The following is a 25,079-nucleotide window of genomic DNA, read 5'->3' on the forward strand; positions in this document are numbered from 1 at the left end:
AACGAACGATGAGCCTTCCGGAGAGCCTCGAACGCGCCGCCAGCGAGCTGGCCGCGCTGGCCGACAAGATTCGCCCTGCCAACGGAGATCCCCACCGCCTGCTCGACGAGTGCGACGCATCCGAAGCGACCCAGCTGCTCGGATGGATGCTCGATCAGGAACCCGACGACGGCGCCGAGCTGATCGAGGCCTGGGGGGAGGCGGACGCCGGCATCCGCGCGATCCTCTCCGTCGAGGATGGTGGGATCGGCAAGGCCGGACGCAAGCTCCTGCGCAAGGCGCGCCATCGCCTTCGCTCGGCGGGCGTCGAGGTCGCCGCCGAAACGGCCCCGCCGACGACACGCAAGGGCGTCGTCACGAACACGGATCGCTGGCAGGCGGCCCACGTCTCCCAGCCCGATTTCCGGGGCGCGCGCATGGGCTATCTCGTCGACAGTCATCCGTCGGGGGGCGCGCGGCTCTTCGAGATCCGCTTCGACGAGGGGCGAGGCCTCCTCGACTTCAAGATCTACAACGCCGGCCGCAGCAAGGTCCGCGGATTCCTCAAGAGCCTGACGGAGACCTCCGGCCGACGTCTCTTCGAGGTCGAGCGCGACGCGCTCCGGGCGCTGATCTGGCGCGCCGCGAACGCGCAACCCGTCGATCGGCCGCTGCCCTCCGCGTACGTCGAGTGGCGCTCGCGTCTCTTCGACGATGCCCTCGAGAAGGAATCGACGCCGGGCGAGCAGATCCGGTCCGCCCTCGGTGAGGGGGATCGCGCGGCGGGGATCGAAGCCCTGTGTGCCGAGGTGAAGGCCGGCGCGCTCGGGCCGTGGCCGCCGGCGACGGCCTGGGTCGGCGACTGGATGGACAAGGGACGCGAGGCCGTCGAAGGACTCGAGGGCGACGCGCGCGGGAGCGCGATCGACGCCTGGATCGACGAGGTCGCGGAGGCGCTCCTGCAAGAGACGGACGGGGCCCTGCTCGCGCGGAACCTCGACGAGCTGGCCTGGGTCCGAGCTCAGGAAGGAAACGAAGACGGAGCGAGGGCGCTGCTCGCGGTCTCGGGTGCGATCGCCGAGGACCGCGCTTCGGCGCTCGCGTTCACCCGTGCGCGGGTCGAGTCGCTCTTCGAGCCCTTCCTGGGAAGTCTTCGCGTGATCGTCGAAGACGCATTGGCCGACGAAGACTGAAGAACACACCGGGCCCGCGGGCCCGGAATGAGGTGAGCGCATGCTGCTCTCACAGAACCGACATTGGCGCGCCTCGCTCTCGAAGACTGCGGGCGAGGTCGTGCTGTCACTGGAAAAGGAAGAGCTGCCGGAGGACTGGCGGGACTTCAAGGATTTTCGGCTGGAGATCCCAGTCGATCGATGGAATCGCGTTGTGAAGCACGTGCGCACCGACCGCAAACTCGTCGGCGGCATCGTGCTGGAATTCGCCAATCAAGAGGATCAGCTGCCGGCCGTGCTCGCTCAGGACCGGCTCTACGGAGATCTCCAACGCGTCGTCCAGGATGCGACGTCCACGCTCATCGAGAGCGGGGCGCTCGCCCTGACGGCGGTGGACCTCGCGCCCGAGTGATCCGGCCCGGAGGGGCCCGCTCCCGCGCGACGTCGATACGAACGAGACGGCCGCTGATCCCATCGCGGCCCCGGGTGCAGCGCCCTGCGCGCCCCGCGGCCAGAGGAAACGAACCGGAATGATGAAGAGATTCTCGAGAAAGCGCCGCGCAGACGGCGGAGGCAAGGCGAGCGCGATCGATGCGAGCGAGTGGCTGCCGAAGATCGCCGAGAAGGGCATCGTCGAGACCGAATCGCTCGAGCCCTGGACGGAAGCCGGCGTGCCGGACACCGTCGCTGCGATCGGCAAGGGCGCCCGCGCCGACGGCTCCGCGGTCCTGGTGGCCTTCTCGCCGGCCTCGGCGACCGAGGCGATGATCGGCGGCCTCGCCGCGGCGCAGCGCGCGGCCGAGTCCGAGGCGTTCTCCGGCGAGCTGCTGATCGTGGCCCCCCAATGGCCCGCCGGCGCGCGTCGCGTGCTCGGCCTGATCGGCCGCACGCCCTACACCGTGGAGCCGGTCGCGGCCCCGGGGCTGACGGAGGGACGCGTGGTCGTGGAAGCCGAGCCGGCGCCGCGGATCCTTGCGAGCAGCGCCGCCCAGCTCGCGTCGCGCATGGTCTCTTCCGAATCCCGCTCGGCCTTCAGTCGCGCCGCCGCGGCGCTCGAAGGGCTCGCGGCGAAGCACGGTGGCTGCGTCCGGGTCGGCGTGGACCGACTCGAGCTCGTGGTGCTGGCGCGGCGCGTGGCGGAGATCCGCGCCGATGGCGAGAGCGCGGTGCTCGAGATCCAGATCGGGGGCCGCTCGACGACGCCGCTCTCCGGCGCGGATCTCGCCGGTGCGCTCGATGGACTCGAAGGGCAGCTCCGCCGCCGTCTCAACGACCGAAAGGTGCGCGAAGGCGAGGAAGGGCTGCGCGGCCGGGTGATCGGCCAGCTCGCGGCGGGGAGCGAGCTGCGGGGCGTCCGTCCCTGGCCGCAGCCGGGCGCGGACCTCGATGCGGTCGACGGCGTCGGGATCAACGAATCCGGCGACCCGGTGGTCGTGGCCGTACGGGAAGAGCTCGACTGGCGCTCGCTCGGGGCGGTCCTCGAATCGCTCGGTCAGATCGAGTCGCTCCTGCCGGTGCTCTTCACGGAGACGGCCCCGCCGCTCAAGCTCGGCACGCCCCGCCTCCTGCTGACGGCCCAGCGCTTCAGCGACGGCCTCGAGCGCGCCCTGTCGGCGCTCGTCGTCCCCTACGAGCTGCGTGCGGTGTCCGGCGAAGCCGGTTCGGGCGTGGATCTCGTCTCGCGGTCGGCCGGTGACGGCGCCGAGTCCCGACCGGCGCGGCGCGGTCGGCGGCGCGGGGGCCGGGGGCGCAGCGCCGGAGAGGGCCGTGGCGCGAACGCCGAGAAGGCCGACGACGACGACGGCGGCGACGGAGAGGCCGAGGCGAGCGGCGACGGCGAGAGCCGGGGGGCGGCCCGCGCGGACGGCGAGGGCGAGGATGGTGGTCGACGCGGCCGCCGAAGACGGCGCTCGCGGCGCGGTGGACGCGGCGGCGACGCCGGGGATGCCCCGGATGCCGGCGAGAACGGGGACGCCGAGGCGTCGGCCCGCGAAGGCGACGAAGGCCGAAGCGGCGGCCGCCGCAAGCGTCGGTTCGAGGAAGTGTCGCTGATGGATCTCGACGAAGGTCCAGATGCGGACGACGAGAACGCCGAGGAGGCGGACGGCGGCTCCGGCGAGCGCGGCCGTCGACGCGGTCGCCGACGCGGCCGGCGCGGCGGGGAGCGCCGTGCGGCGGCTTCGGCCGACGAGCAGGACGACGGCGAATCCGCGGGGGACGACGATCCGTCCGATGCGGTGAACGACGACGATCTGGTGGATGCGGACGATCTCTCGGAGATCCTCGCGCGCCTGCCCGACGACGTGCCGGACTTTCCGGCGACGGGCGGGAGCGCCGACTACGACGACGACGAAGAGGACGACGAAGACGATTCGGCCGCGGCGCGGGCGGAGCGAGAGTCGCGGCGGCGCGCGCGGCGCGGGGACGACGACGACGACCGCCCGGCGCCTCGAAAGCGCTCGGCGATCCTGGTCCACGCGGATCCGGACTCGCTGATCGCGGCGATCCTGCTCGCTCGCGACATCCGTCAGCTCGACGGTCTCTGGGTCTATCCCCAGGAAGACCTGATGACCTTCTTCCGGAGCATCGCGACGGACCTGCGCGACGACACGCCGATCTTCGTGGTGGGCTTCTCGCCCAAGCCCTCCCACGACGTGATCCAGGCGGCCTCGCTCTATCGCGGCCGGCTCACCTGGTTCGACCGGGGCGCGTGGCCGCCGGAGGATCTCGCGGCGATGCGGTCGTCGATCGGTGCGGAGGCGATCCTCGGAGGCGACGGCGGCGACAGCACGCTGCCGCTGGTCCTCGAGACCTGCAGCCGGCGCAGTCGTTTCTCGGACAAGCTCGTCGATCTCGCGACCGGACGGTTCACGCAGCACGACTTCGAGCGGTGGGGACGCCTCTGGCGACATCGCCTCGCCGAGATCGCCACGAAGACCGGCGACATCCGGGGCGACATCGCATCGCTCCTCTCCGGGCGTCCGAGTGACCTGGCGAAGGAGGCCTCGCTCGTCGAGATCCCGCCGCCGCCGCCCGAGATCGCCTGGGTGGCCGAGCGGGACTTCCGGCTCGTGCACTTCGGTGGACACGTGCTCGTGGTCGCGGACATCGACGCCGGACTCGACGTGCACCTCGTCTCGCGTGTGCTGCGCGAGCGCTATCAGGCAAGCCTCTCCCTCGCGCGGACCGCTGGAGACGACGTCTTCGTGTTCGCGGGCGACGAGACGACCGGCAAGCGGGCCCTCGACTACATGGCGATCGCCGAGCACCTGACGGACAAGCTCGAATGGGTCGAAGCGCGACCCGATGCGGATCACGTCTCCCGCTTCCGCGTCCGGGACGTCGATCGGCATCCCGAGCGGTTCGAAGAGGTGGTCGGCGAGATCGCGATGGGTCGCTCGCTGCTCGAGCGATAGGCGGTGTCTTCCGAGGACGGCCAGTCGGTCTCGCTCGTCGAGGTCTTCACGTCCGCGCAGGGCGAGGGGCCGGAGGTCGGCCGGACGACGGTGTTCGTCCGCTTCGGCGGCTGCGACCTGCGATGTCGTTGGTGCGATTCGCCCGGGACCTGGCGCCCGGTCGACGAAGCACGCTTCGAGACGAGCCCGGGGAGCGAGGATTTCGAGACCCTGCGCAATCCGATCGACGTCCCCGCCCTCGCGGACCGGATCGACGCCCTCGCGCCGACGCCGCGGACCTGGATCAGCCTGACGGGCGGCGAGCCGCTGCTCCAACCGGCGGCAGTCGATCGGCTCGCGCGGACGCTGTCGGCGAGGGGGCGACGGATCTATCTCGAGACCCACGGACTGCACGCGGACGCCCTCGCGCGCTGCGTCGACGTGATCGACCTGGTGTCGATGGATTGGAAGCTCGCGAGCGACGTCCAGCCCGGTCCCGGGGTGCCTCGGCCCGAGGGACTCGACTTCCACGATGCCCACCAGCGCTTCCTGCGCGTAGCGCGGAAGGCGGAGGCGGTCTACGTGAAGGCGGTCCTCACGCCGTCGACCCGGGACGACGAGCTCCACGCGATGCTCGAGCGGATCGCCGCGGTCTCAACCGAGATTCCGCTCGTCCTCCAGCCGGTCACGCCCACCGGCGGCGTCGACGCCATGCCCGGGCCGGACCGACTGCTGGCCTGTCTCGCGCGCGCCGAGACCGTCCTCGAGGACGTGCGCCTGATCCCCCAGACGCATCCGATCTATGGCGTGCTCTAGGGACGCGAGGGCCTCCGCGAGGTCGCCCGCCGGCTGCGCGCCGAAGCGTTCGGCCAGATAGTCCGCGGTGATCCGGTCGAAGGCGGACGCCCCTTCGGGCGAGAGGCGCGTCGAGACCTCGCTCGCGAAGGCGCGGGCCGGCGTCGTCTCGGCGCGGGGCAGACCCGCCCGCGCGAGCAGCGCGAGGGCTTTGCGATAGGCCTCGGGGATCGTCGGTCCGTCGTCGGAGCGCGGGCGTCGCCAGAACGAGGCGAGCCCCGCGAGCAGGACGATCCCCGCGAAGACGAAGACGGGATCCAGCCCCTCGAACGGATTCGAGATCGAGGGCGTCTCCCGGGGCCCGTCCGAAGGCGCGTCCTCGCGGTTGCGGTCCCGGCGCCAGCGCTGCCAGAGTCCTCGCAGGGCGCCGATCTGATCGGCGCTGTCGAAGTCGACGACGCGCTGGAACCACCAGAGCTCGATCGCCGATCCGAGCTGGGCCATGCGGAGCCAGAGCGACGGGTCGTCCGAGGCGCGCAGGCGCAGGTCCGGCGGCGTGGGGTCGAAGCGGACCCAGCCCGCGTCGACGAAGTGGATCTCGACCCAGGCGTGGGCGTCCGCGCGCGAGACCTCGACGAAGCCGCCGACCTCGTTCGGCAGGCCGCCGGCGAACCCGTTCACGAGACGGGCCGGGAGTCCCGCGCTGCGAGCGAGGACGACCATCGCGCTCGCGAAGTACTCGCAGTGGCCCTCGAGCTCGCCGAGCAGGAACGCCTCGATCGGCGACGCGTCGTCGTCGCCGAGGGGCGGGGGCGCGTCGGTATAGCGGCCATCGCGGCGCAGCGCGTCGCGGAGGGCGAGGGCGCGTTCGAAGTCGGTGGCCTGGCCGGCGACGAGCTCTGCAGCCCGCGCGTGGATGCGATCGTCGATGGACGGGAGCGCGAGATAGCGCATCGCCGGACGCGGCCCGCCGGGTCGGGGCTCGAGCGGCGGCGACGCGACGTCGGCGCGCAGGCGGACGGCGTCGCGCTCGGAGGGGCGACTCCAGATCGTGTACCGGATCCGTTCGTCGCCGCGGCCCGGCAGGTAGAGCCCGTCGTTCCGATCGCGCTCGAGACCCTGGAACGGGCCCTCGATTCGGAGCGCGTCTCCGGGCGTGAAGAGGACCCCCGCTTCGACCGGCTCACGGAGGATTCGCTGGGCGACGAGACGCTCCGCCGTCTCGTACCCGTCGGGGTCGAGCACGATCCCGAATCGGCCGACGCCGGGTACCGGGCGACGGTTGGCCACGCGCTCCTCCTGGGAGATCGACCAGTCCCGGCCGTCGAAGGCGTCGAAGGCGAGGCCGCGCCAGTAGGCCTGATCCGGCGGCGGCAGCGGCGCGTCCTCGGTCGCGCCCTGCACGCGGAGTACGACGCTCTGGTCCTTGCGGATCCGGCCGACCGTTCCGAGGGAGACGCGGTCGCTGAAGCCGGAGAGGGCGATGCCCGGACCGCTCCCGCCGCGCATGAGATTGCCCTTCAGACGCGGGAGCGTCACGAAGAGGACCCCGGCCAGGACCAGGGAGGCGATCGTCGCGAGGATCGTGGTCCGACGCAGGTCGCGCGTGATCACCCGCGAGGCCGCGGCCGGGTCCCCGGCTTCGGCGGCCTCGATCGCGAGTGTGTGCACGAGGAGCGTCCAGGTCACCGTCACGAGGAAGACCACGAGCAGCGGCGGAAAGAAGACGCTGTCCGTCAGGTTCGAGGCCAGGACCACCTGGAAGAGCGACAGGGCGACGAGTACGAACTCGGACTTGCGGGGGCGGGCGTCGAGGAGCTGGAGTCCCTGGGCGAGGGACGTGAAGTAGGCGAGGGAGATCGTGGCGGGGTTGCCGTCCAGAGCGGAGCGGATCGTGACGGTCGTGATCCCGCACATGAAGACGTTCAGCCAGACCGGGCTCTTGCGGAAGGCGGGCGGGTCGTCGCGCGTTCCGTAGCTGACCGCGTAGGTGACGAGCTGTACACCCACGACCCAGAACGGCAGCTGTTCGGTCAGCCAGAGCGAGGCGCTGGCGACCAGCGACATCCACCACGCCGCGGTCGGGCGCGGCGCATCGACTTCGGCGCGGAACTCGCGTCGGGTCATCCTCGCTCCTCGCGTCGGGTCATGCCCGTTCCTCGTCGAGGGACTGCGGCAGCGCTTCTTCTTCGATCGTGATCGTGATCGGGGCGGTCAGATCGCCGGCGGTGACGCGGGCGAGGTAGCCGAGCAGCTCGCGCCGGTGGGCCGGGCCGGTCGAGGGCGGAATACGAACGCGCGGCGAGCGAAGGCCCACGCGCAGGCCGGCTTCGAGGTGGGCCACGACCTCGGAGGCGGCGACGCGGATCCGGTCCTCGATGGCGGTGGTGGGCTGTCCCGCAGCGGCGCGGACGAGCACCTCGATCTCGCCCGAGGCTTCGCCTTCCCGTTCGCCGACCAGCAGCCGTCCGCTGCGGACGCTGCGGCGCCAATGGACGCGGCCGAGTCCGTCACCGGGAACGAACTCCCGGAGCCCGGCGAGGTCGTCGCCCCGTCGCGAAGCCCCATCGCGTTCGTCGCTCTCGTCGCCGGTCGTCTCGTCGGCGTGAAGGGGGACTTCGCTCACCTCGGGATAGACGAGCGCCCGCGCGGGCGCGTCGATCTCGGCGGATTTCACGAAGAGGCCGAAGGGGAAGCGCGTCGAGACGCGGACGTGATCGAAGCGGACGTCGCCGCGGGCCTCGGGCGACCACGCGTAGCTTCGATCGACGTGCTCCTTCGGACCGATCCGGAGGGCGAAGGCGCGGCCCGCGAGGGTGGGGCCGTCGGGCGCCTCGAGCAGGTCCTCGAGCGAGATGGCGAAGGCCGTGGCGCGCTTCTGACGGTTGTGGATGCGCAGGACCAGTCGGTTCTCGCTGCGCGCGAAGAGTTCGCTCGGCAGGCGGCGTTCGATGCGGATCCCGCGAAGCGACATCTCGGAGAGCAGGCCCGAGAGCACGAGGAACGAGAGCATCAGTGCGAGTACGAGATAGAGCAGGTTGTTGCCCGTGTTCAGCGCCGCGAACCCGACGCCCAGGATGATGGCAACGAAGCACCAGCCTGCGCGGGTCGCGCGGAGCCTTCGCGGAGCGCGGATGCGACGACGGGACACGTGCAGGCCCGGACCGCGAATCAGAGCGGGACCGCGACGCGGTCGACGATCTCGCTCAGGATCCATCGCGGTTCCTCCGCGCCGGAGGACAGGCCCGCGCGGGTGTGGGCGGCGACCCGATGGGCCAGGACGTCGACGGCGAGCTCGCGCACGTCTTCGGGGATGCAGTAGTCGCGCCCGTCGGCGAGGGCACTCGCCTGGGCCGCGCGGCGGAGGGCGAGGGCGCCGCGGGTCGACGCGCCGAGGGCGAGGGCCTCGTGTTCGCGGGTCGCCGCGACCAGGTCGAGCAGATAGGCGACGACGCTCTCCTCGAGCTTGACCGCTTCCGCTGCGCTCTGGAGGCGCCGAAGTCCGTCGAGGCTGAGTACGGGATCGAGGGTCGGGAGCGTGTGGACGCTCGGGTCGAGGGAGAGGACGCGCGCTTCGTGCTCGCGCTCGGGGTAGCCGAGGGTCAGGCGCATGAGGAATCGATCGAGCTGACTCTCCGGGAGCGGGTGCGTCCCGTGGTGCTCGAGGGGGTTCTGCGTGGCGACCACGAAGAAGGGGTCGGGCAGGGCGTGGCTCACGCCGTCGACGCTGACTGTGTCGTCGCTCATCGCTTCGAGGAGGGCCGACTGCGTCTTGGGGCTGGCCCGGTTCACCTCGTCGGCGAGCACGAGGTTCCCGAAGATCGGCCCCGGCTGGAAGCGGAAGGCGGGGGCGGCTCCGGGCTGGGTCGCCTCGGGCATCGTCATCCCGAGCAGGTCGCCGGGCAGGAGGTCGCTGGTGAACTGAACGCGACGGAACTCGCCGTCGATGGTTCGCGCGAGCGCCTGGGCGAGGGTCGTCTTGCCGACGCCCGGGACGTCGTCGAGGAGCACGTGGCCCCGCGCGACGAGGCAGAGGATCGCGCGCCGCACGACCTCGGACTTCCCGTGCACGGCGCGTTCGACTTCGGCCTGCCAGCGTGTGATCGACGACGCGGCCTCGCGGCTGGTGATGAGCTGCTCGTTCGACTGCATGACCGGTGGGAATCCCCTCTGCGCAGACCGGGCAAGGGTGCGCGCCCCTGCTATTCGGCGCGGGGGACGCTTGCCCTGAGGCGGGCGGCCGATCCGGCATCACGCACCGGCAGCTTGGACGCAGCCCACCGGCGAGCAGTTCACCGAACGCCCCGAAAGCGGCCCACCGCCCCGCGAACGACGTCCCAAGCGCCCGCAGCACCTCGATCACGGCAGAGCCGAAAACGTCGCCGAGCGCCCGCAGCGCCTCGTTTGCGGCAGGGCAGAAAACGTCGCCGAGCGCCCGCAGGCGACTACCTAGAAGCTGTACTTGATCTCGCCGTAGACGCGGTCGTTCGAGTCGAAGGCGCCGGGACCGAGGCGGGGGCCGTCGAAGAAGACGAGCCAGCCGCCTTCGACCTTGAGGCTGTCGGTGACTTCGTATTCCGCGGAGGCGCGAAAGAGCCCGCCGTCCTGCGCTCGCTCGCCTAGAACGCTGCCGAGGAGCGTGATGTCGAGGCGCTCGCGGAAGAAGGGGCGGGTCACCCGGATGGCGGTCTCGAACCGATCCGCCGCGACGAGTTCGCGGGTGCCGGTCGTGCCGCCGGGATGGTCGAAGAGGTGACGGTTCACGACCTCGACGGCGACGGTCAGCTGGTCCGGGCCGTACCACTCGATGCCGACCATCGTGTCGAGGCGGTCGCGCTCTTCGTTCAGGAAGTTGAAGAAGGGCGGACCGGGGAGGACGGCGAAGCGGTAGGTCCGGATGCCCATCAGGTAGGCCATCTCCGCCTTGAACAGAAAGGCGCCCCGCGTGATGTTCCCCGCAGCGCCGACCATGCCGTAGCGGTTCGCCTCGGCCTTGATCCCGGTGCCCTGCAGGTCGACGACCCGGCTGGACTCGTCGATGTAGGCGCCGTAGACGGAGAAGTCCCAGCCGCTGAACCGCCCGTCGAACTTTGCCGCGAAGTTCGGGGTTCCCGTCCAGTCGTCGCGGTCGTCGATCGGCGCGCCACCGCCGAGGCCGCCGCCCGGGCCCGCGGTGAAGATGTCGGGGATGAAGTCGCTGCCCGGCGGCGCGTTCCGGTCGTAGCGGTGCTCGGGAATGACCAGGAACTGTCCCGACCATGGGCCGCTCTGGTAGTCGAGCTTGACCATCGCGCGTGGGCGACGCAGGTCTTCGATGTCGACGAGCCCCGGCTCCTTGTTGTCGAGCGGATTCACGACGTCGACGACGCGGAACGTGTCGGAGCGTCCCCAGTTGACGACCTTGCGTCCGATCGTGAGGTCGAACTTCTCCGTGATCGGGCCGGCGACGTAGGCCTCGCCGCTGTCGACCTGCCACTCGTAGACGTCGAGGACCGCGCCGTTGAACTTGTCGCGGCCGCGGATGTGGTAGCTGAAGTCGTACCATCCGAGCAGCTCGGCGCGGGCCTGCCATTCGCTCGGGAGCTGGACGTCGATCTGCAGCATCCCGTCGAGGTCGAGCCGCGAGAGTCCGTCGTAGTCCGTCCGCCGGCCGCCACCCACGCTGTCCGCGACGGTGCGGCTCAAGTAGCTCCAGACGGCGGCGGAGGCGATCGACCCGCTCACGTCGACGTTCTCCCAGGCCCACTCGCCGCCCGGGATCGCGACCAGCCATCCTGGCGCGCCGGCTTCTTCGTCGTCCTCGATGATCGAGACGTCGAAGTCGTCGTCGAAGCCGCCCATCAGGTCGTCGAGATCATCCTCGGCGAGGGCAGCCAGCGGCGCCGCAAGGAGTACGGCGACGAAGAGGGCAATCGGAGCGCGCACGCGTCAGGGACCGGTCTCGAGCCCGCGGACGCTGAACATGTCGAAGTCCAGGTCCTGGTTGAACTTGACGTCGCTCGTTCGGAGGATCGTCTTGTGCAGGGTCTGCTTGCCCTTCTTCGTGGTCATCGTCATGACCGTCGGAACCCAGATCCCTTCGATCTGCTCGAGCTCTTCGACCTTCATGTACTTGTTCCGCTTGCCCTTCTTGACCCAGATCTTGGCCTGGACGACGACGTAGTTGTCCTTGCGGACGAACTGGATCGACTTGGTGTAGCCCGTCTCGTCGATCTCGTCGTCGTCGATCGGCGTCGACTGGATGATCCAGACGGGGTGGCCGTCGAGCTCGCCTTCCTTGAGGAGCTCGTACTCATACTTCTCGAGCGGCCGCTCCGTCATGTCCGCATAGGAAAAGTCGGAGCCCATGAAGCTGCCGCTCTTGTCGCTCGAGGCGATCCGCTTGGTCTTCTTGAGGGCCGGCAGGTAGAGCCACTGGTCGTCGTCGCGGTCGGCGTCGTCGAAGTCGTACGTCAGGAATCCGGTGTCCTCGACGTCGGCGGGGCTCAGGAAGAACATCATCGACAGATCGTCGGGGTCCTTGTCCTTGCGGAAGCTGCGGAGCTCGCGAACGCGCTGCTTCCCCCGCTTGTCGATCAGCACCATCTGCATGTTCGACGTCTGGTTGTCGCCGTCTTCGCGCTCGTCGACCGCGGTCATGATCTCGCGGGCCTTGGGGTCGTCGGCCGCCATCGCGGGCGAGGCGACGAGCGAGAAGACCAGGACGACGAGCGTGACGCGAGCGAGCGCGACGAGCGCTCCGCGCTGGGCGTGGACTCGACCGGGCATCAGCGTTCCTCCTTCGGGGCGATCGCGGGATCGTGCTGCGCGCGGGGTGCGCGCGGCTGCCTGGCGACGAGCGCCGAATGGACAGTGGGGAGCCGCCCGCAGTAAACCCCAGATCCGCCGCACGGAAAAGGGCGGTCGGCGCGGCCGTCCGGGCCGCCTCGGATCGTTGCGTTCGCCTCGATTCGACGCCACCGATCGTTGCGTCGTGCTCTCCGAGGGCCTCACGCCTGTATCGTGGTGCGCGGTCGGCCGATGCGGCGACGTGAAGCCGCGCTCTGGCCGAGGCCCGAGACACCGCGGTGGAGGACGAAGCATTGGAAAGCGGAGACCCGTCGCAACGGGAGCGGGGAGAGGCCCCGGCCGAATCGACCTGGCGTGCCGCGATCGAAGCCGGCTTCGCGCGTTGGGGCCGGCTCGTCGTCCGCCACCGCTGGCTGGCGCTGTTCGTGTCGGTGGCCGTGACCGGTTGGTTGGTCAGCCACCTTCCCGAGCTCGAGGTCGACAACTCGACCGAGTCGTTCCTCACGACCGACGCCCCGGACGTCCTCCTCTACAACGCCTTCCGCGATCAGTTCGGTCGCGACGACAAGATCGTCATCGCCGTCGACGGGGGCGATCTCTTCTCGCTTCCGTTCCTGGAGCGGCTGCGGGACCTGCACGAGGCGCTCGAGACCGACGTGCCCTTCGTGACCGAGGTCGAGAGTCTGGTGAACGCGCGCTTCACGCGCGGCGAGGAGGGGCAGCTGGTCGTCGGCGAGCTGCTCGAGGACTGGCCCGCGACGTCCGAAGACCTCGCCCTCTTCGAGGTGCGTGTCCGCGCGAATCCGCTCTATCGGAACGCGCTCGTGTCCTCGGACTACGCGGTGACCGCGATCCTGGTCACGCCGGACACCTACTCGAGCGAAGCGCCGCAGCAGGGCGAGCTCGAAGGCTTCGATGACGAAGCGGGGGAGGAGGCGGACGCCGAGCCCGTCTACCTGAAGGCGGCCGAAGGCGACGCCGTGATCGAGGGGATCTACGCGGTCCTCGACCGCTTCGCGACCGACGACTTCCGACTGCACATGGCGGGTGCGCTCCCGATGACCTGGCGCATCAACTACGGCATGACGCGAGACATGTCGATCCTGCTGCCGACCACGCTCGCGCTGATGGCCCTCGTCCTGGGCGTGCTCTTCCGGCGGGCCGGCGGGGTCGCGCTGCCGCTGATGGTCGTCGCGCTGTCGCTCAGCGCCGCGATCGGCGTGATGATCGTGCTCGGGATCCCGGGGTCGACGGCCGTGCAGATCCTGCCCGTCTTCCTGCTGACGGTCGGTGTCTGCGACGCGGTCCACGTGCTCGCGATCGCCTATCGCTATCGCATGGAGGGGATGGAGAAGGAGGAGGCGATCGTTCAGGCGCTCGCCCATTCCGGGCTGGCCATCCTGATGACGAGCGTGACGACTGCCGCCGGAATGGCCTCGTTCGTGACGTCGGAGATGGCGGCGGTCCAGCATCTCGGTGTCCTCGCGCCGATCGGCGTGCTCCTGGCCTTCATCTACACCGTGGTGCTCCTGCCGGCACTCCTCGCGGTCTTCCCCCTGGCTCCGCCGAAGCGCGGTCGGATCGCGCAGGGGCTCTTTCCCTTCGAGGGCTTCCTGATCGGTGCGGGCCGCTTCGCCGTCCGGTCCCCCTGGCGCGTCCTCGTCCCGACGAGCGGCGTGATCCTGATCGCCGTCCTCGGCGCCGTGCAGATCACCTTCAGCCACAACGGTCTCACCTGGTTCCCCGAGGACGACCGGACCCGCGTGGATTTCGAGGCCGTCGACCGTTTTCTGGGCGGCTCGATCACGATGGACGTGCTGGTCGACACGGGTAGGCCCGGTGGTCTCTACGACCCGGACCTCCTGCGCGAGCTCGAGCGGATCGAGTTCGAGGTGGCCAACGTCGCGCGGGATCCGATCGTGGTCGCCGATGCGGTCTCGATCCGCGAGATCGTGGAAGAGACGCATCAGGCGCTGAACGAGAACCGGCCCGAGATGCGCCGCGTGCCCGATTCACCCAACGCGGTGGCTCAGGAGCTCCTCCTCTTCGAGCAGAGTGGAAGCGACGACACCGAGGAACTCGTCGATGCCGAGTATCGGCTGACTCGCCTGAACCTCCGGATCCCCTTCGTCGACGCGCTGCTCTTCCCCGAGTTTCTGGCCGACGCGGAGAGGATCCTGACCGATCGGCTCGACGGGCGCGCGACGTTCCAGATCACCGGCCTCATGACGCTCCTCTCGGCCATCTTCGACGCGGTCATCGTCAGCATGAGCCGCTCCTACGTCTTCGCGTTCTGCGTGATCACCCCGCTCATGATGCTGCTTCTCGGAAGTCTCCGGCGCGGGCTCGTCAGCATGGTCCCGAACCTGCTGCCGATCGTGGCGGTGCTCGCGGTCATGGGCTGGGGGCGAATCGCCATCGACACGACGACGATGATGGTGGGCGCCATGGTGATCGGGATCGCCGTGGACGACACGATCCACTTCATGCACAAGTTCCAGAGCTATTTCGAGCAGACCGGCGATCTCGAATTCGCGGTCGTCGAGACGCTCCGGACCACGGGCTCGGCGCTGCTCTTCACCACCCTCGTGCTGATCGCGGGCTTCGCGGTCTTCGGCCTGTCGGAGATGGCGAACATGCGGGTCTTCGGACTGCTGTCGGCGTTCGCGGCGGCGGTGGCGCTGATCGCCGACATCCTGATCGCCCCCGCGCTGCTCGCGGTCGTCGAAGGGGCTCGAGCGCGCAAGCTTGCGGCGCGGGCGGCGGCCGAGCGCTGAGTCTTCGAGGCGGGGCTGTGCTACCCCACGCCTGAACGCGGCGTGGTCGCGGGGCAGGGGGGATCCTTGAAGGCACTCATCTTCGATACCGAGACGACCGGCATGGTCCAGTTCCGGAAGCCGCCGGAGGACCCGAGTCAGCCCGACCTGATCCAGCTGGGGATGCTGCTCGTCGATTGCGCGTCCTGGGAGGCGAAGGCGCGCCACTCGATGCTGGTGACCCTCGCCGACGGCGTGACGATCGATCCCGGTGCCAAGGAAGCCCACGGGATCTCGGAAGACGACTGCGCGCGGTACGGCGTGGCGCCCATCGTCGCGTGCTCGCTCTTCAATCAGGCCTGCATGCAGGCCGACATCATCGTGGCCCACAACCTCTCCTTCGACGAGTCGATCATGAAGACGGCGCTCCACCGGATCGGCAACAAGCCCCACCGACTCGACGGCCGACAGCACGTCTGCACGAAGGAAGCCTCGACCGACGTCCTGAAGCTGCCGGGCAAGTACGGCTACAAGTGGCCGACCCTCGCCGAGGCGTATCGGCACTACACGGGGGACGAGATCGAAGGCGCCCACGACGCCCTCGTCGACACCGAGGCGTGTCTCCAGGTCTTCCGCGGGCTCGTCCAGGAAGGGATCGTCGACCTGATCGGCCGTTAGGCGTCGGGCGCGACCTCGAAGAACGCCTCGACCTCCCGTTCCTCGTCGGCCCAGCGGGCGAGCCGCTCGATCATGGCGCGGAGGTCGCCACCGAGCGCCTGGAGCACGGCCGCGTGTCGCGCGCGATCCCGGACGTAGGTGCCGCGGAGCGCCAGGCAGGGATCCGAGAGGCGCGCCGCTTCGGCGACGCGCTCGGGCTCGTAGGCCGTCAGGGAGAGTGCGGCGAGCTCGCCGCGCAGGGCCGCCTCGGCTTCGGCCCGCCGCTCGGCGCGATCCGGCGCCCCTTCGAGGTCGACCAGTGACTCCCGGAACGCGAGGGTGAGGTCGGCGATCCGGGTGCGGTCGACGATCGCGGCACGGACCTGATCGGCATCCGGCCAGTCCTCCGGCGTGTCCGGGCTCGGGGGGTGCTGCTCGAAGTAGCGGATCGCGGCCTGCTGCCCGATGAACTGGGCAACGCCCTCGTTGAAGTCGGCGTTCCCGGGAACGAAGGCCGTCGCGTGGACGAGCTCGTGCAGGATCGTCTCGACGAAGAGCGCCGGGCCGCGCGCGAGCATCGGTCGGGTGATGGGGTCGTCGATCCAGCCGAGGGTCGAGTAGGCAGAGACGCCGCTCACGCAGACCTGATAGGTTTCCGCGCGGAGGCGTTCGGCCTCCTGCTCGGCGCGCGCGCGATCGAGGAATCCGCGATAGGGCAGCGCGCCCAGCAGGGGATAGCGCCAGGGCACGGTCTCGAGACTGTCTCGTCTCGTCCGGACCAGGGTCGTGACGACCCGATCGCCGGGCCAGTCGACGTAGCTCGTGTACTGTCCCCCGACTTCGAGGCCCAGATCGGTCGCGAAGGCACGGACGTCCTCGACCCGTGCGAGCATCGCGCGAACCTCGGAGGGGGTCGCGGGGTCGGCGACGACCGATTCGATCGCCTGGCGTCGCCACATGAGGCGGACCTGCCCGTCGGCGAGGTGTCCGTAATAACATCCGCCCAGGCCGAGACACAGCCAACCGACGACGACGAGGAGACCCGAGCGCATGACCGAGCCCATCCTGCGATTCCGGATCGACTGCGCCGACGCGACGACGCGTGAGTGGCTGCTCGCCGAGGCCTTCGAAGCCGGGGCCGGGGGCGCCGAGGAGAGCGAGTTCGACGGACGCTTCCGTGCGGACATCTACGCGGCTCCCGACGAGATCGAATCGTTGCGCGAGACGATCGCCGCCCTCGAGGCACCCGACACCCGGGTCGATCCGGTCGAGACCCTGCCCGAGGTCGACTGGAGCGAGGCGTGGAAGGAAGGGCTCGATGCCCTCGAGATCTCGCCGCGCCTGCTGATCCGACCGCCCTTCGTCGCTTCGCCCGAGAACCCGGGGCAGCAGGAGGTCGTGATCGAGCCGGGACAGGCCTTCGGGACCGGCAACCACGCCTCGACCCGGCTCTGTCTCGAGTGGATCGACGGAATCCTCGCGGGAGAGATCGAGGGCCCGTCCGTCGATCGGTTGCTCGACGTCGGCACGGGGAGCGGGGTTCTCGCCCTGGCGGCCGTCGTGCTCGGCGCCGGGCAGGCGATCGGATTCGATCTCGACCCGGTCGCCATCGAGGCGGCGGAGGAGGCGGCGCGGAGCCATCCGCGCGGTTCGGCGGCGGCGTTCTTCGCGGGGCCGATCGAGGCGGTCTCGGGGCCCCCGTTTCCGCTCGTCGTGGCGAACCTCCTGAAAAAGGAGATGCTGCCGATCGCGGGGGAGATTGCTGCACGGGTGGCTCCCGGCGGACGGCTCGTGCTCGCGGGACTCCTCGAGGAGGACCTCGCGGCCGTCCTGGACCGCTTCGCCGACGAAGGGCTCGCCGAGGTGGATCGACGGCAGCAGGTCGATGCCATCGGCTGCTGGGTCTCCCCCTGTCTCGCGCGGCCGTCTTGATCCGCCGTCGCCGCGCTCATTTCGCGTCCCTCGCGAGCCAGTCTTCGTAGAGCTCCTCGAGGATCGCCTCGAAGGGGGTCCGCGGCCGCCATCCCGTCGCCGCGCGCAGACGTGTCGCGTCTCCCACCAGCCAGTCCGTCGGTCGGAAGTGCTCCGGATCGGTCTCGACCCTCGGGTCGATCCCGGCGAGGGTGATCAGCCGATCGAGCAGGGACTGAATCGAGGTCGCGACTCCGCCCGCCACGTTGTAGACGTCGGCGGGAACCGCCGGATCCAGCAGCCTCACGTAGGCCTCCAGCACGTCGTCCACGTGGAGGAAGTCGCGCACGCTCTCGAGGTTGCCCACGCGCATCACTGGCGCCTGGCGCCCGGCCCGGATCGCCGCGACCTGCCTGGCGAAGCTCGAGACGACGAAGGCATCGGACTGTCCCGCGCCGGTGTGATTGAAGGCGCGGACGCGGACGACGTCGAGCCCACCGGCCTCCGCCGCGCGTGCGCCCAGGGCTTCCGCGGCGGCCTTGGTTCGCGCGTAGGGGGAACGCGGACGGAGCGGCGTCGACTCGTCGAAGGGAGCGGGGGCATCCTGCGCGCCGGAGACCGGGGCGTACTGGTCCGCCGAGCCGATCAGCAGCACCCGGGCGTCGGGGCAGCGTTCGGTGACACACCCGAGGAGCGATCGCGTCCCGAGGAAGTTCAGCCGGTAGCAGAGCGCCGGCTCCTTCCAGGAACGGGCAACGCTGCTCATCGCGGCCAGGTGAATCACGGCGTCCGGCGCGGCGCGTTCGAGCGCGGGGGCGAGTGTGCGCGGATCGGTGACGTCGATCTCGCGATCGACGCCGACCACCTCGTGGCCCTGGCGCTCGAGCCGAGGTCGCAGCCGCCGCCCGACGAACCCCCCTGCGCCCGTCACGAAGACTCGCATGGGCGCAGGCTGACAGATCGATCCCGTCCGGGCAACGCTTGGCCCCGACCGGGCCGTGCGTCACGCGGTCGACTTGACCCGGGGTGGGCCGATCGGCGAACCTGCCGCCATGATCATCGGAGTCGCCGGACGAAACGGAGCAGGCAAGGGGGAGCTCGTCCAATTCCTCGAGGCCCGGAGCTTCACTGCACTCTCTCTGTCGGACGCGATCCGGGCCGAGCTCGCCGCTCAGGGGGTCGAGGAGTCGCGGGAGCGCATGATCGAGACCGGCCAGGCGATGCGCCGCCGTGCGGGGCCGGGCGCGCTCGCGCAGAGCCTGTCGAAGCAGCTCCTGCCCGATCGCAACTACGCGATCGACTCGATTCGCCACCCCGTGGAGGTGGAGATCCTTCGTGCCCATGCCGAGGCGACGGGCCACGTCTTCCAGCTCGTCTGGGTGGACGCCAAGCTCGAGACCCGTTTCGAGCGGATGGTGGTCCGCGGCCGCTCCGGAGATCCCGAGACGATCGAGGAGCTCGAAGCCCTCGAGGCACGGGAGCGCGGGAGCGACGACCCGAACGCCCAGCAGCTCGATGCGGTCGAGGCCGAGGCGGACTACCGGCTGGGGAACGACGACAGCCTCGAGGCCTTCCAGGAGTCGATCCAGGCCTGGGTTCGCAAGAACCTGTCCTTCGCGCGACCGGATTGGGACGACTATTTCATGGGGATCGCCCGCGTCGTCGCGTCGCGATCGAACTGCGTGAAGCGGAAGGTCGCCGCGGTCGTGACCCTCGAGAAGCGGATCATCTCTACCGGCTACAACGGGACCCCCCGTGGCACGACCAACTGCAACGAAGGCGGCTGCCCGCGCTGCAACGACCTCGCGCCCGGTGGCACGCGCCTCGACGAATGTCTCTGCTCCCACGCGGAGGAGAACGCGATCACGCAGGCGGCGTATCACGGCGTCTCGCTCAAAGGCGGATCGATCTACACGACCTTCTCGCCGTGCCTGCAGTGCACGAAGATGATCATCAACGCCGGGCTCCTCGAGGTGGTCTTCCAGAGCGAGTACCCGCTTGGGGACACGTCGCTCGCGCTGCTCGCGGAAGCCGGGATCGAGACGCGCCAGATCGCTGGCTGAGCGGCGTCCGTCGGCGCGGACGCGCGCCTTCGGTCCCGGCGCGAAGGTTGCGCCCCGAGCGGAGTCGCACGTGCGTTGCCGCTCGATTGCCGGTGGGTGAACGGGCCCTGGGCAGATCCCGAGCCATTTCCCTCAATTCGCTACCGGAACGCGCCGAAATCGACAGACGGCAGGTCCCGCATGTCACGGGCGGGGTCCGCCGTCGGGCCCCACCCGTCTCCGGCGACCCGTGCGAGAGCGAAATGCGCCCCAGCCCTTCCAGATTGATGGACCACCGCGAGTATCCGGTCCTGTACGTCGACGACGAGCCGGAGAACCTCCGGATCTTCGAGCTGACGTTCCGTCGCGATTTCACGGTCCTGACGGCGAGTAGCGCCAAGGCAGGGCTCGAGCTCCTCGCACAGCACCCGGTCGCCGTCGTCCTGTCGGACCAGAAGATGCCCGGCATCGAGGGCGTCGATTTCCTCCGCCAGGTCCGCGAGCTGGACGCGCGTACGCTCCGGATCCTCGTGACCGCCTACGGCGACACCAAGATCCTCGGGGACGCCATCAACGACGGCAACATCTATCGCTACGTCGCGAAGCCCTGGGAGCCCGAGGACATGCGGCTCACGGTCCAGCGCGCGATCGAGGCCTATGCGCTCGAGGCGGAGCGGGCGACGCTGCTCGAAGAGCTGATGATTCTGAACCGGCTCTCGCGGACGATTCATCGCGACATCGATCGCGGTCGTCTCTACGACACACTGCTCGCGGCGCTCCGGGAGGAGCTCGACTTCGACGGATGTGCGCTCCTGCTGCGCGACCCCGACGAACCGCGCCTGTCGATCGCGGCGAGCGAGCCCGACGACGACGTGGCGAGTCGGCTCGGGGAGCTCGTGTTCGACGAACAGAACGCGGCGGAGTTCATCGACCGCGTGCTGAAGGGCGACACGCAGCTGCTTCGTGGCGACGAGGCGGTGGAGCACGAGCAAGGCGTCCGGGCCTGGCTGACGGAGGTCTCCGCCGACGAGATCTTCGTCGTGCCGCTCGCGGGCAAGGAACGCGTGATCGGCGCGCTCGCGGTCGACAACCGCCGCGGGGGGCAGCCGCTCGGTGCCGACGGTCGCATGCTCGTCGAAGGCCTCGCCATGCAGGCGGTCATCGCGATCGAGAATGCGCAGCTGGTGGACGACCTCCGGCGCTCTCGTGCCCAGATCCGCCGGGTCGATCGGCTCGGCACGCTCGGAACCCTCGCCGCGGGACTCGCCCACGAGATCAATAATCCGTTGGTCTCGCTGAATACGTTCCTGTCGCTTGCACCGGAGAAGCGGGAGACCGACGACCCGAGCTTCTGGAGCGAGTATCACGAGCTCGCCTGCGGCGAGCTCGAGCGGATCCGCGGCCTGGTCGAGACGATGAGTCGACTGGGGCGGGGCGGTCCGACGCCGGCGCTTGCGAAGGAGCCGGTCCATCTGGCGGACGTGGCCGAGCAGGTCGTGCGGCTGCTCCATCGCGAGACCGAGCGGGCGGGTGTGACGATCCAGATGGAGATCGCGGACGACCTGCCCGAAGTGCCCGCCGTGCGCGACCAGATCCATCAGGTCGTGCTGAACCTGGCGTTGAATGCGATCCAGGCGAGCCGGAGCGGCGGCTCGATCCTGCTGCACGTCGGTCCCGACGGTCCGCCGGAGAGCCCGACCGGCGCCCGCCTGCGTTTCCAGGACGCGGGCGAGGGAATCAGCGAAGAGAATCTCGAGCGGATCTTCGATCCCTTCTTCACGACGAAGGACCCCGACAAGGGAACCGGACTGGGTCTGATGATCTCCCATCAGATCATCGCCGATCACGGGGGCTCCATCGAAGTCGAGAGTACCCCCGGCGAAGGCGCGACCTTCCACGTCCGACTTCCGAGCGAAGCGCCGGGGTCGGAAGCGATGGGACTGCCCGACGACCCCGCTTGACGCTGCCCGGCGGATCCCAGAGAATCCGCTCGCCTCGCAGGCCCGGGGCCGTTTCGAGGGGGCAGAAGAGGGGATTCGACCATGACCGGGACGCGAACCGCACGGCGCCGAGCCATCGCCGCGCTCGCCACCGTTCTTCTCGGCGCTGCGGCCTTCGCCGCGCCCGCGAGCGCCGAGCCGCGACTGCTCCTCCTGCCGATCGTTGTCCACAGCGCCGAGGATCCCGACTATCTCCGAGCGGGTCTGTCGGACATGCTCGCTTCGCGCTTCGAGCGGATCGGGGCGCTGGACCTGATTCGTGGCGAGGTCGAGGGACGCGGCACGACGGATCCCGACGAGGCACGCGCGCTCGCGAAGAAGCGTGGCGCCGACTTCGTTCTCTACGGCTCGTTCACCCGCTTCGGCAAGGGGGCCAGCCTCGACGTCCAGTGTGCCCCGGTCGCGGGGGAGGGGACCGCCGGCGCTCGTGCGCCGTTGCGCGAGATCTTCGTCCACTCGGGGTCGATCGGGGAGATCATCCCGGACCTGGACGAGCTGGCCGGCAAGGTGAGCCGCTACGCGCGAGGCGAGCTCGTCGCGACGGGCGTGCCGCCGAGCCCCGGCGCCGTCGCCGCGGGCGGTGGCGGGAGCGCGAGCGACCTGCAGGACCTTCGCAATCGCGTCGAGGGGCTCGAGGCCGCGGTGCGCGCGCTCCTCGAAGAGAGCACGGGGACTGGGAGCGACGAGGAGCTGCGCTAAGCTCCCGGCCCTTCGAGGGTGCCGACTGGCGCCCCCGTCTCGCCTCCGGTCCGCCCGCGTCCTCCTCGTATTCTCGACGAGCCGCGGAAGGGCGCGGAATCGATCCTGGGGTGGTGTAGCTCAGCTGGTTAGAGCGGCGGCTTCATAAGCCGTAGGTCGGCGGTTCAAGTCCGCCCACCACTACCACGATCGGACGCCTCCTCAGCGGGTCCACACCGGCGACGTGACTGCGCGCTCCTGGATCGCGGCCGGCACGCCCTCCGGTCTCGCGCGCCCCGCCCGGTTCGCGTCCCACGTCGACCAGCGACAGGTCGGGATCTCGAGGACCCGCACGTAGTAGAAGGTCCCACCGGGCGAGACGGGCATCGGGTCCTGCCACCGAACCCGGATCTCGGGTCGACCGGCAGACTCGTCCCACTGGCAAGTCTCGAGGTCGGGGTCGGGGGCGCGCGCCGCGCAGTCTTCCGCCGCGCAGGCGAGGTCGAATACGCGCTCGTGGGTCTCGCCCTCGGTGTCGATCCAGCCGCGCACGATCTGGACGCGATCGAGCGGCGCGGAGCGTGGGTCGCGCTGCGCGGCGACGACGAAGGTGGGGCGGGCCGCGGTGTGCGGCGCGGGCGGGAGGACGCTGCCCATGGGTGTGCCGGATCCCGCTTCGATCCACGCGCCGGGATCGTCCGCCCCGTCGTCGGGCGCGCTCCAGCCCGCGGCGAGTCGGACGCGGATCCGCGTGCCGGACGTGCCATACGTCTCGCGACGCCGGATCGCGTCGAAGATCGCCTCGCGGCGGTTCGACTCGGCCCAAACGCCGGCGAGCCCGGCGGCGCCCCATCGGGTCACGAGGGACGCGACCGGCTCCGCTCGAGGCGGACCGGGCGGACCGGGCGCGAGACGCAGGGCGATCGTGCTGTCGTTGTTCCCGATCTTGCCCGTGTAGTTCTCTTCCTCGAAGGGGCTCGCCGCGTTGTGGCCGTCGGTGGAAGCCACGACCCCGAGCCGGAAGGGATTCTCGCCGAGATTCTTTGCGACGGACAGGCCGCGGCGAAGGGCATCGCGGAGGTAGGAGCCGGGCGGCGCGCTCGCCCGCCCGGGAGCGGTCGTTCGGCGGGCGATGATCTCGAAGTGCGCGAAGGGGTCGTCGGGGGAGAGCGTGGGGTGGGTCTCGGAGGCGCCCTTGATCTGGAAGACCTCCATCGCCGGCTCGTTGCGCGCGCGGAGGGCGATCCAATCGGCGTCGAGGGGACCTCCGTCGAAGCGTGTCGTCGCGAACATGCGACCGTCGCTGCCGTTCGCGTTGTGCGGAATCGCCAGTGCGTCGTGGCCGCCCTCGCGCACCTCGTCCAGCCATCGCCAGAGGTCCTCCGGGTTGGCCGAGTCCATCGACGAGAACGGCCGCGAGGGCGCGCTCCCCCGAAACAGGACGTTGCGGTGGAGGTTCCGCCCTTCCGGGTTCGACGTGTACTCGAAGGCGGCGAAGGTCGTGAACTCGCCGGGCACGTACTGCGCGTTCGCGAGGGCGACCAGCGTCCCCCAGGCGGGCTCGAGGACCGCGGGCTGGGTGAGCGCGGGGAGTCCCTGCCGTCGGCGGTAGCTCTCGTAGATCCGGTTCCAGGCGAGGCGCCGGTGCTGTGGCGGGCCGGTCGTCCAGGTCCGGATCAGGGGCTGTTTTCGCAGGGCGTGTTCGGGGTCCGCGGCCGCCTGGGTGACGCCCAGGTACTCCGCGTGGTCGGTGAGCGCCATGAAGTCGAGCGGAGGGCCCGTCAATGCGATGGGCCGGTCGCCGTGATGCGCGATCGTCTCGCCCCGTGCGTAGCGATAGGCGTCGCGCGGTGGCGCGACGACCTGAGCGGAGTAGGCGTCGAAGCTCCAGGAGGAGTGGACGTGCAGGTCGCCGAAGAGGAGCGTGCGGGGCGTCGGAGCGCTCGAGGCTTCCTCGCCCGACGCGGGCGCCGCGGCGAGGATCAGCCAGAGCGCGGCGAGTGCGCGGGCCGTCCGGGTCGCGCCGATTCGAGCGGGCCGCATGCCTAGTTCCCGTAGATCGCGCCGCCGTCCACCTTGAGGATCGCCCCGGTCGTGAAGCGCGACGCGTCGCTCGCGAAGTAGAGCGCGGCTCCGACGATCTCGTCGGGCTCGCCTCCGCGTCCGAGCGGGATCGAGCGGTTCAGTCCTTCGATCATGGCCGGGGTCCATGCCCTGCTGATATCGGTCATGAAGGGCCCGGGCATGATGCAGTTGACCCGGACCTTCGGCGCGAACGCGCGGGCGAAGCTCTTCGTCAGGTTGTGCATGCCGGCCTTGGCGGCGCCGTAGATCATCTCGATCGGCGAGGCCTGGCTGCCGGCGATGCTCGAGACGTTGAGGATCGAGCCGCCGTCGCCGTCCATCATGGCGCCGCCCAGGACCGCCGAGAGCCGGAACGTCCCCTTGAGGTTCACGTCCATCACCTTGTCGTAGTGCTCCTCGGTCACGTTGCGGATGTCGTCGTAGAGGAGCGACATGCCCGCATTGTTCACGAGGACGTCGACGTGGCCGAAGGTGTCGAGGGCCTTCGCGGCGAGGTCGTCCATCGCGCCCCAGTCGGCCACGTGGGCGCCGATCGCGAGGGCGCGCTGCCCCGTCTCGTTCTCGACCTCCTTGGCGAGGGCGTCGCAGGCGTCCCGCTTCCGGCTCGAGATCACCACGTCGGCGCCGACGCGGGCGAAGGCGAGGATCATCTCCTTCCCGAGGCCGCGGCTGCCGCCGGTCACCACGGCGACCTTGCCGTCGAGCCGGAACTGATCGGTGGGATTCGTGGACATCGTCGAGAGCTCCGTGGCCGGGGAAGTCGGCAGGCCAACCAGTGGCGTCGTCCGCGGGAGTATCCCACCGTACGACCTCTCTTCCC

18 protein-coding genes, 1 tRNA gene and 1 pseudogene are annotated in these 25,079 nt (G+C 70.1%); 11 read left to right on the forward strand and 9 right to left on the reverse strand.

Annotated features, from left to right (window positions below):
* Positions 1–8 precede the first annotated feature (8 nt).
* From NXI30_05300 to NXI30_05315, 4 genes and pseudogenes are all read left to right on the forward strand, one after another.
* Complete coding sequence (locus NXI30_05300; protein MCR9093611.1) at positions 9–1,172, forward strand: hypothetical protein; 1,164 nt, start codon at positions 9–11, stop codon at positions 1,170–1,172.
* A 40-nt stretch (positions 1,173–1,212) separates the two neighbouring features.
* Positions 1,213–1,563, forward strand: coding sequence for a hypothetical protein (locus NXI30_05305; protein MCR9093612.1), 351 nt, complete (start codon positions 1,213–1,215; stop codon positions 1,561–1,563).
* Between the two features lie 118 nt (positions 1,564–1,681).
* Positions 1,682–4,567 (forward strand): hypothetical protein, encoded by a 2,886-nt coding sequence (locus tag NXI30_05310; protein MCR9093613.1) that lies wholly within the window; start codon positions 1,682–1,684, stop codon positions 4,565–4,567.
* Positions 4,568–4,570: 3 nt separating this feature from the next.
* Positions 4,571–5,170 (forward strand): annotated as a pseudogene (locus tag NXI30_05315) (7-carboxy-7-deazaguanine synthase QueE).
* Between the two features lie 30 nt (positions 5,171–5,200).
* Here the strand turns inward: NXI30_05315 and NXI30_05320 are convergent.
* From NXI30_05320 to NXI30_05340, 5 genes are all read right to left on the reverse strand, one after another.
* A complete protein-coding gene (locus NXI30_05320) occupies positions 5,201–7,468 on the reverse strand; it encodes a DUF3488 and transglutaminase-like domain-containing protein (GenBank protein ID MCR9093614.1) in 2,268 nt (755 codons plus the stop codon).
* 19 nt (positions 7,469–7,487) lie between these two features.
* Complete coding sequence (locus NXI30_05325; GenBank protein MCR9093615.1) at positions 7,488–8,558, reverse strand: DUF58 domain-containing protein; 1,071 nt, start codon at positions 8,556–8,558, stop codon at positions 7,488–7,490.
* Entirely contained in the window at positions 8,513–9,493 is a 981-nt protein-coding gene (locus NXI30_05330; protein MCR9093616.1) for a MoxR family ATPase, read from the reverse strand. Before NXI30_05330 ends, NXI30_05325 begins: the two co-directional genes overlap by 46 nt.
* 297 nt (positions 9,494–9,790) lie before the next feature.
* Entirely contained in the window at positions 9,791–11,266 is a 1,476-nt protein-coding gene (locus NXI30_05335) for a hypothetical protein (protein ID MCR9093617.1), read from the reverse strand.
* A 3-nt stretch (positions 11,267–11,269) separates the two neighbouring features.
* Positions 11,270–12,109: an outer membrane lipoprotein-sorting protein gene (locus NXI30_05340; protein MCR9093618.1), complete on the reverse strand. Its 840-nt coding sequence runs from the start codon at positions 12,107–12,109 to the stop codon at positions 11,270–11,272.
* Between the two features lie 314 nt (positions 12,110–12,423).
* On the opposite strand from NXI30_05340, the gene NXI30_05345 reads away from it, so the two are divergent.
* The gene (locus NXI30_05345) at positions 12,424–14,907 is read left to right on the forward strand and encodes an MMPL family transporter (protein ID MCR9093619.1); all 2,484 of its coding nucleotides are present in this window, start codon (positions 12,424–12,426) and stop codon (positions 14,905–14,907) included.
* 66 nt (positions 14,908–14,973) lie between these two features.
* Positions 14,974–15,564 (forward strand): 3'-5' exonuclease, encoded by a 591-nt coding sequence (locus tag NXI30_05350; protein ID MCR9093620.1) that lies wholly within the window; start codon positions 14,974–14,976, stop codon positions 15,562–15,564.
* On the opposite strand, the gene NXI30_05355 is transcribed toward NXI30_05350, so the two are convergent.
* Positions 15,561–16,595 carry an aminopeptidase gene (locus tag NXI30_05355; protein MCR9093621.1) on the reverse strand — a complete coding sequence of 345 codons (1,035 nt, stop codon included), beginning with the start codon at positions 16,593–16,595 and terminating at the stop codon, positions 15,561–15,563. The genes NXI30_05350 and NXI30_05355 overlap by 4 nt on opposite strands.
* On the opposite strand from NXI30_05355, the gene NXI30_05360 reads away from it, so the two are divergent.
* Positions 16,594–17,475 carry a 50S ribosomal protein L11 methyltransferase gene (locus tag NXI30_05360; GenBank protein MCR9093622.1) on the forward strand — a complete coding sequence of 294 codons (882 nt, stop codon included), beginning with the start codon at positions 16,594–16,596 and terminating at the stop codon, positions 17,473–17,475. The genes NXI30_05355 and NXI30_05360 overlap by 2 nt on opposite strands.
* 16 nt (positions 17,476–17,491) lie before the next feature.
* Here the strand turns inward: NXI30_05360 and NXI30_05365 are convergent, their stop codons facing one another.
* On the reverse strand, positions 17,492–18,397 hold the full coding sequence (locus NXI30_05365) for a GDP-mannose 4,6-dehydratase (protein ID MCR9093623.1): 906 nt from the start codon (positions 18,395–18,397) through the stop codon (positions 17,492–17,494).
* Between the two features lie 109 nt (positions 18,398–18,506).
* Between NXI30_05365 and NXI30_05370 the strand changes: the two genes are divergently transcribed.
* From NXI30_05370 to NXI30_05385, 4 genes are all read left to right on the forward strand, one after another.
* Positions 18,507–19,517 carry a deaminase gene (locus NXI30_05370; protein MCR9093624.1) on the forward strand — a complete coding sequence of 337 codons (1,011 nt, stop codon included), beginning with the start codon at positions 18,507–18,509 and terminating at the stop codon, positions 19,515–19,517.
* Positions 19,518–19,783: 266 nt separating this feature from the next.
* Positions 19,784–21,457 (forward strand): ATP-binding protein, encoded by a 1,674-nt coding sequence (locus NXI30_05375; GenBank protein MCR9093625.1) that lies wholly within the window; start codon positions 19,784–19,786, stop codon positions 21,455–21,457.
* An 81-nt stretch (positions 21,458–21,538) separates the two neighbouring features.
* Positions 21,539–22,195, forward strand: a complete 657-nt coding sequence (locus NXI30_05380; GenBank protein MCR9093626.1) for a CsgG/HfaB family protein — start codon at positions 21,539–21,541, stop codon at positions 22,193–22,195.
* A 109-nt stretch (positions 22,196–22,304) separates the two neighbouring features.
* Positions 22,305–22,381 (forward strand) — tRNA-Met (locus NXI30_05385).
* A 15-nt stretch (positions 22,382–22,396) separates the two neighbouring features.
* Here NXI30_05385 and NXI30_05390 read toward each other — a convergent pair.
* On the reverse strand, positions 22,397–24,217 hold the full coding sequence (locus NXI30_05390) for a DUF3604 domain-containing protein (protein MCR9093627.1): 1,821 nt from the start codon (positions 24,215–24,217) through the stop codon (positions 22,397–22,399).
* A 2-nt stretch (positions 24,218–24,219) separates the two neighbouring features.
* A complete protein-coding gene (locus tag NXI30_05395) occupies positions 24,220–24,993 on the reverse strand; it encodes a glucose 1-dehydrogenase (GenBank protein ID MCR9093628.1) in 774 nt (257 codons plus the stop codon).
* Between the last annotated feature and the right edge of the window lie 86 nt (positions 24,994–25,079).

It is taken from the genome of bacterium (assembly GCA_024742285.1).
Taxonomy (GTDB): Bacteria; Myxococcota_A; UBA9160; order UBA9160; family UBA4427; genus UBA4427.

Coding starts and splice junctions, on each gene's coding strand:
- NXI30_05325 (MCR9093615.1), bottom strand. CDS start 8,558: ATGGATCCTGAGCGAGATCGTCGACCGCGTCGCGGTCCCGCTCTGATT.
- NXI30_05330 (MCR9093616.1), bottom strand. CDS start 9,493: ATGCAGTCGAACGAGCAGCTCATCACCAGCCGCGAGGCCGCGTCGTCG.
- NXI30_05390 (MCR9093627.1), bottom strand. CDS start 24,217: ATGCGGCCCGCTCGAATCGGCGCGACCCGGACGGCCCGCGCACTCGCC.
- NXI30_05310 (MCR9093613.1), top strand. CDS start 1,682: ATGATGAAGAGATTCTCGAGAAAGCGCCGCGCAGACGGCGGAGGCAAG.
- NXI30_05375 (MCR9093625.1), top strand. CDS start 19,784: ATGGACCACCGCGAGTATCCGGTCCTGTACGTCGACGACGAGCCGGAG.
- NXI30_05320 (MCR9093614.1), bottom strand. CDS start 7,468: ATGACCCGACGCGAGTTCCGCGCCGAAGTCGATGCGCCGCGCCCGACC.
- NXI30_05360 (MCR9093622.1), top strand. CDS start 16,594: ATGACCGAGCCCATCCTGCGATTCCGGATCGACTGCGCCGACGCGACG.
- NXI30_05340 (MCR9093618.1), bottom strand. CDS start 12,109: ATGCCCGGTCGAGTCCACGCCCAGCGCGGAGCGCTCGTCGCGCTCGCT.
- NXI30_05300 (MCR9093611.1), top strand. CDS start 9: ATGAGCCTTCCGGAGAGCCTCGAACGCGCCGCCAGCGAGCTGGCCGCG.
- NXI30_05395 (MCR9093628.1), bottom strand. CDS start 24,993: ATGTCCACGAATCCCACCGATCAGTTCCGGCTCGACGGCAAGGTCGCC.
- NXI30_05365 (MCR9093623.1), bottom strand. CDS start 18,397: ATGCGAGTCTTCGTGACGGGCGCAGGGGGGTTCGTCGGGCGGCGGCTG.
- NXI30_05355 (MCR9093621.1), bottom strand. CDS start 16,595: ATGCGCTCGGGTCTCCTCGTCGTCGTCGGTTGGCTGTGTCTCGGCCTG.
- NXI30_05370 (MCR9093624.1), top strand. CDS start 18,507: ATGATCATCGGAGTCGCCGGACGAAACGGAGCAGGCAAGGGGGAGCTC.
- NXI30_05305 (MCR9093612.1), top strand. CDS start 1,213: ATGCTGCTCTCACAGAACCGACATTGGCGCGCCTCGCTCTCGAAGACT.
- NXI30_05380 (MCR9093626.1), top strand. CDS start 21,539: ATGACCGGGACGCGAACCGCACGGCGCCGAGCCATCGCCGCGCTCGCC.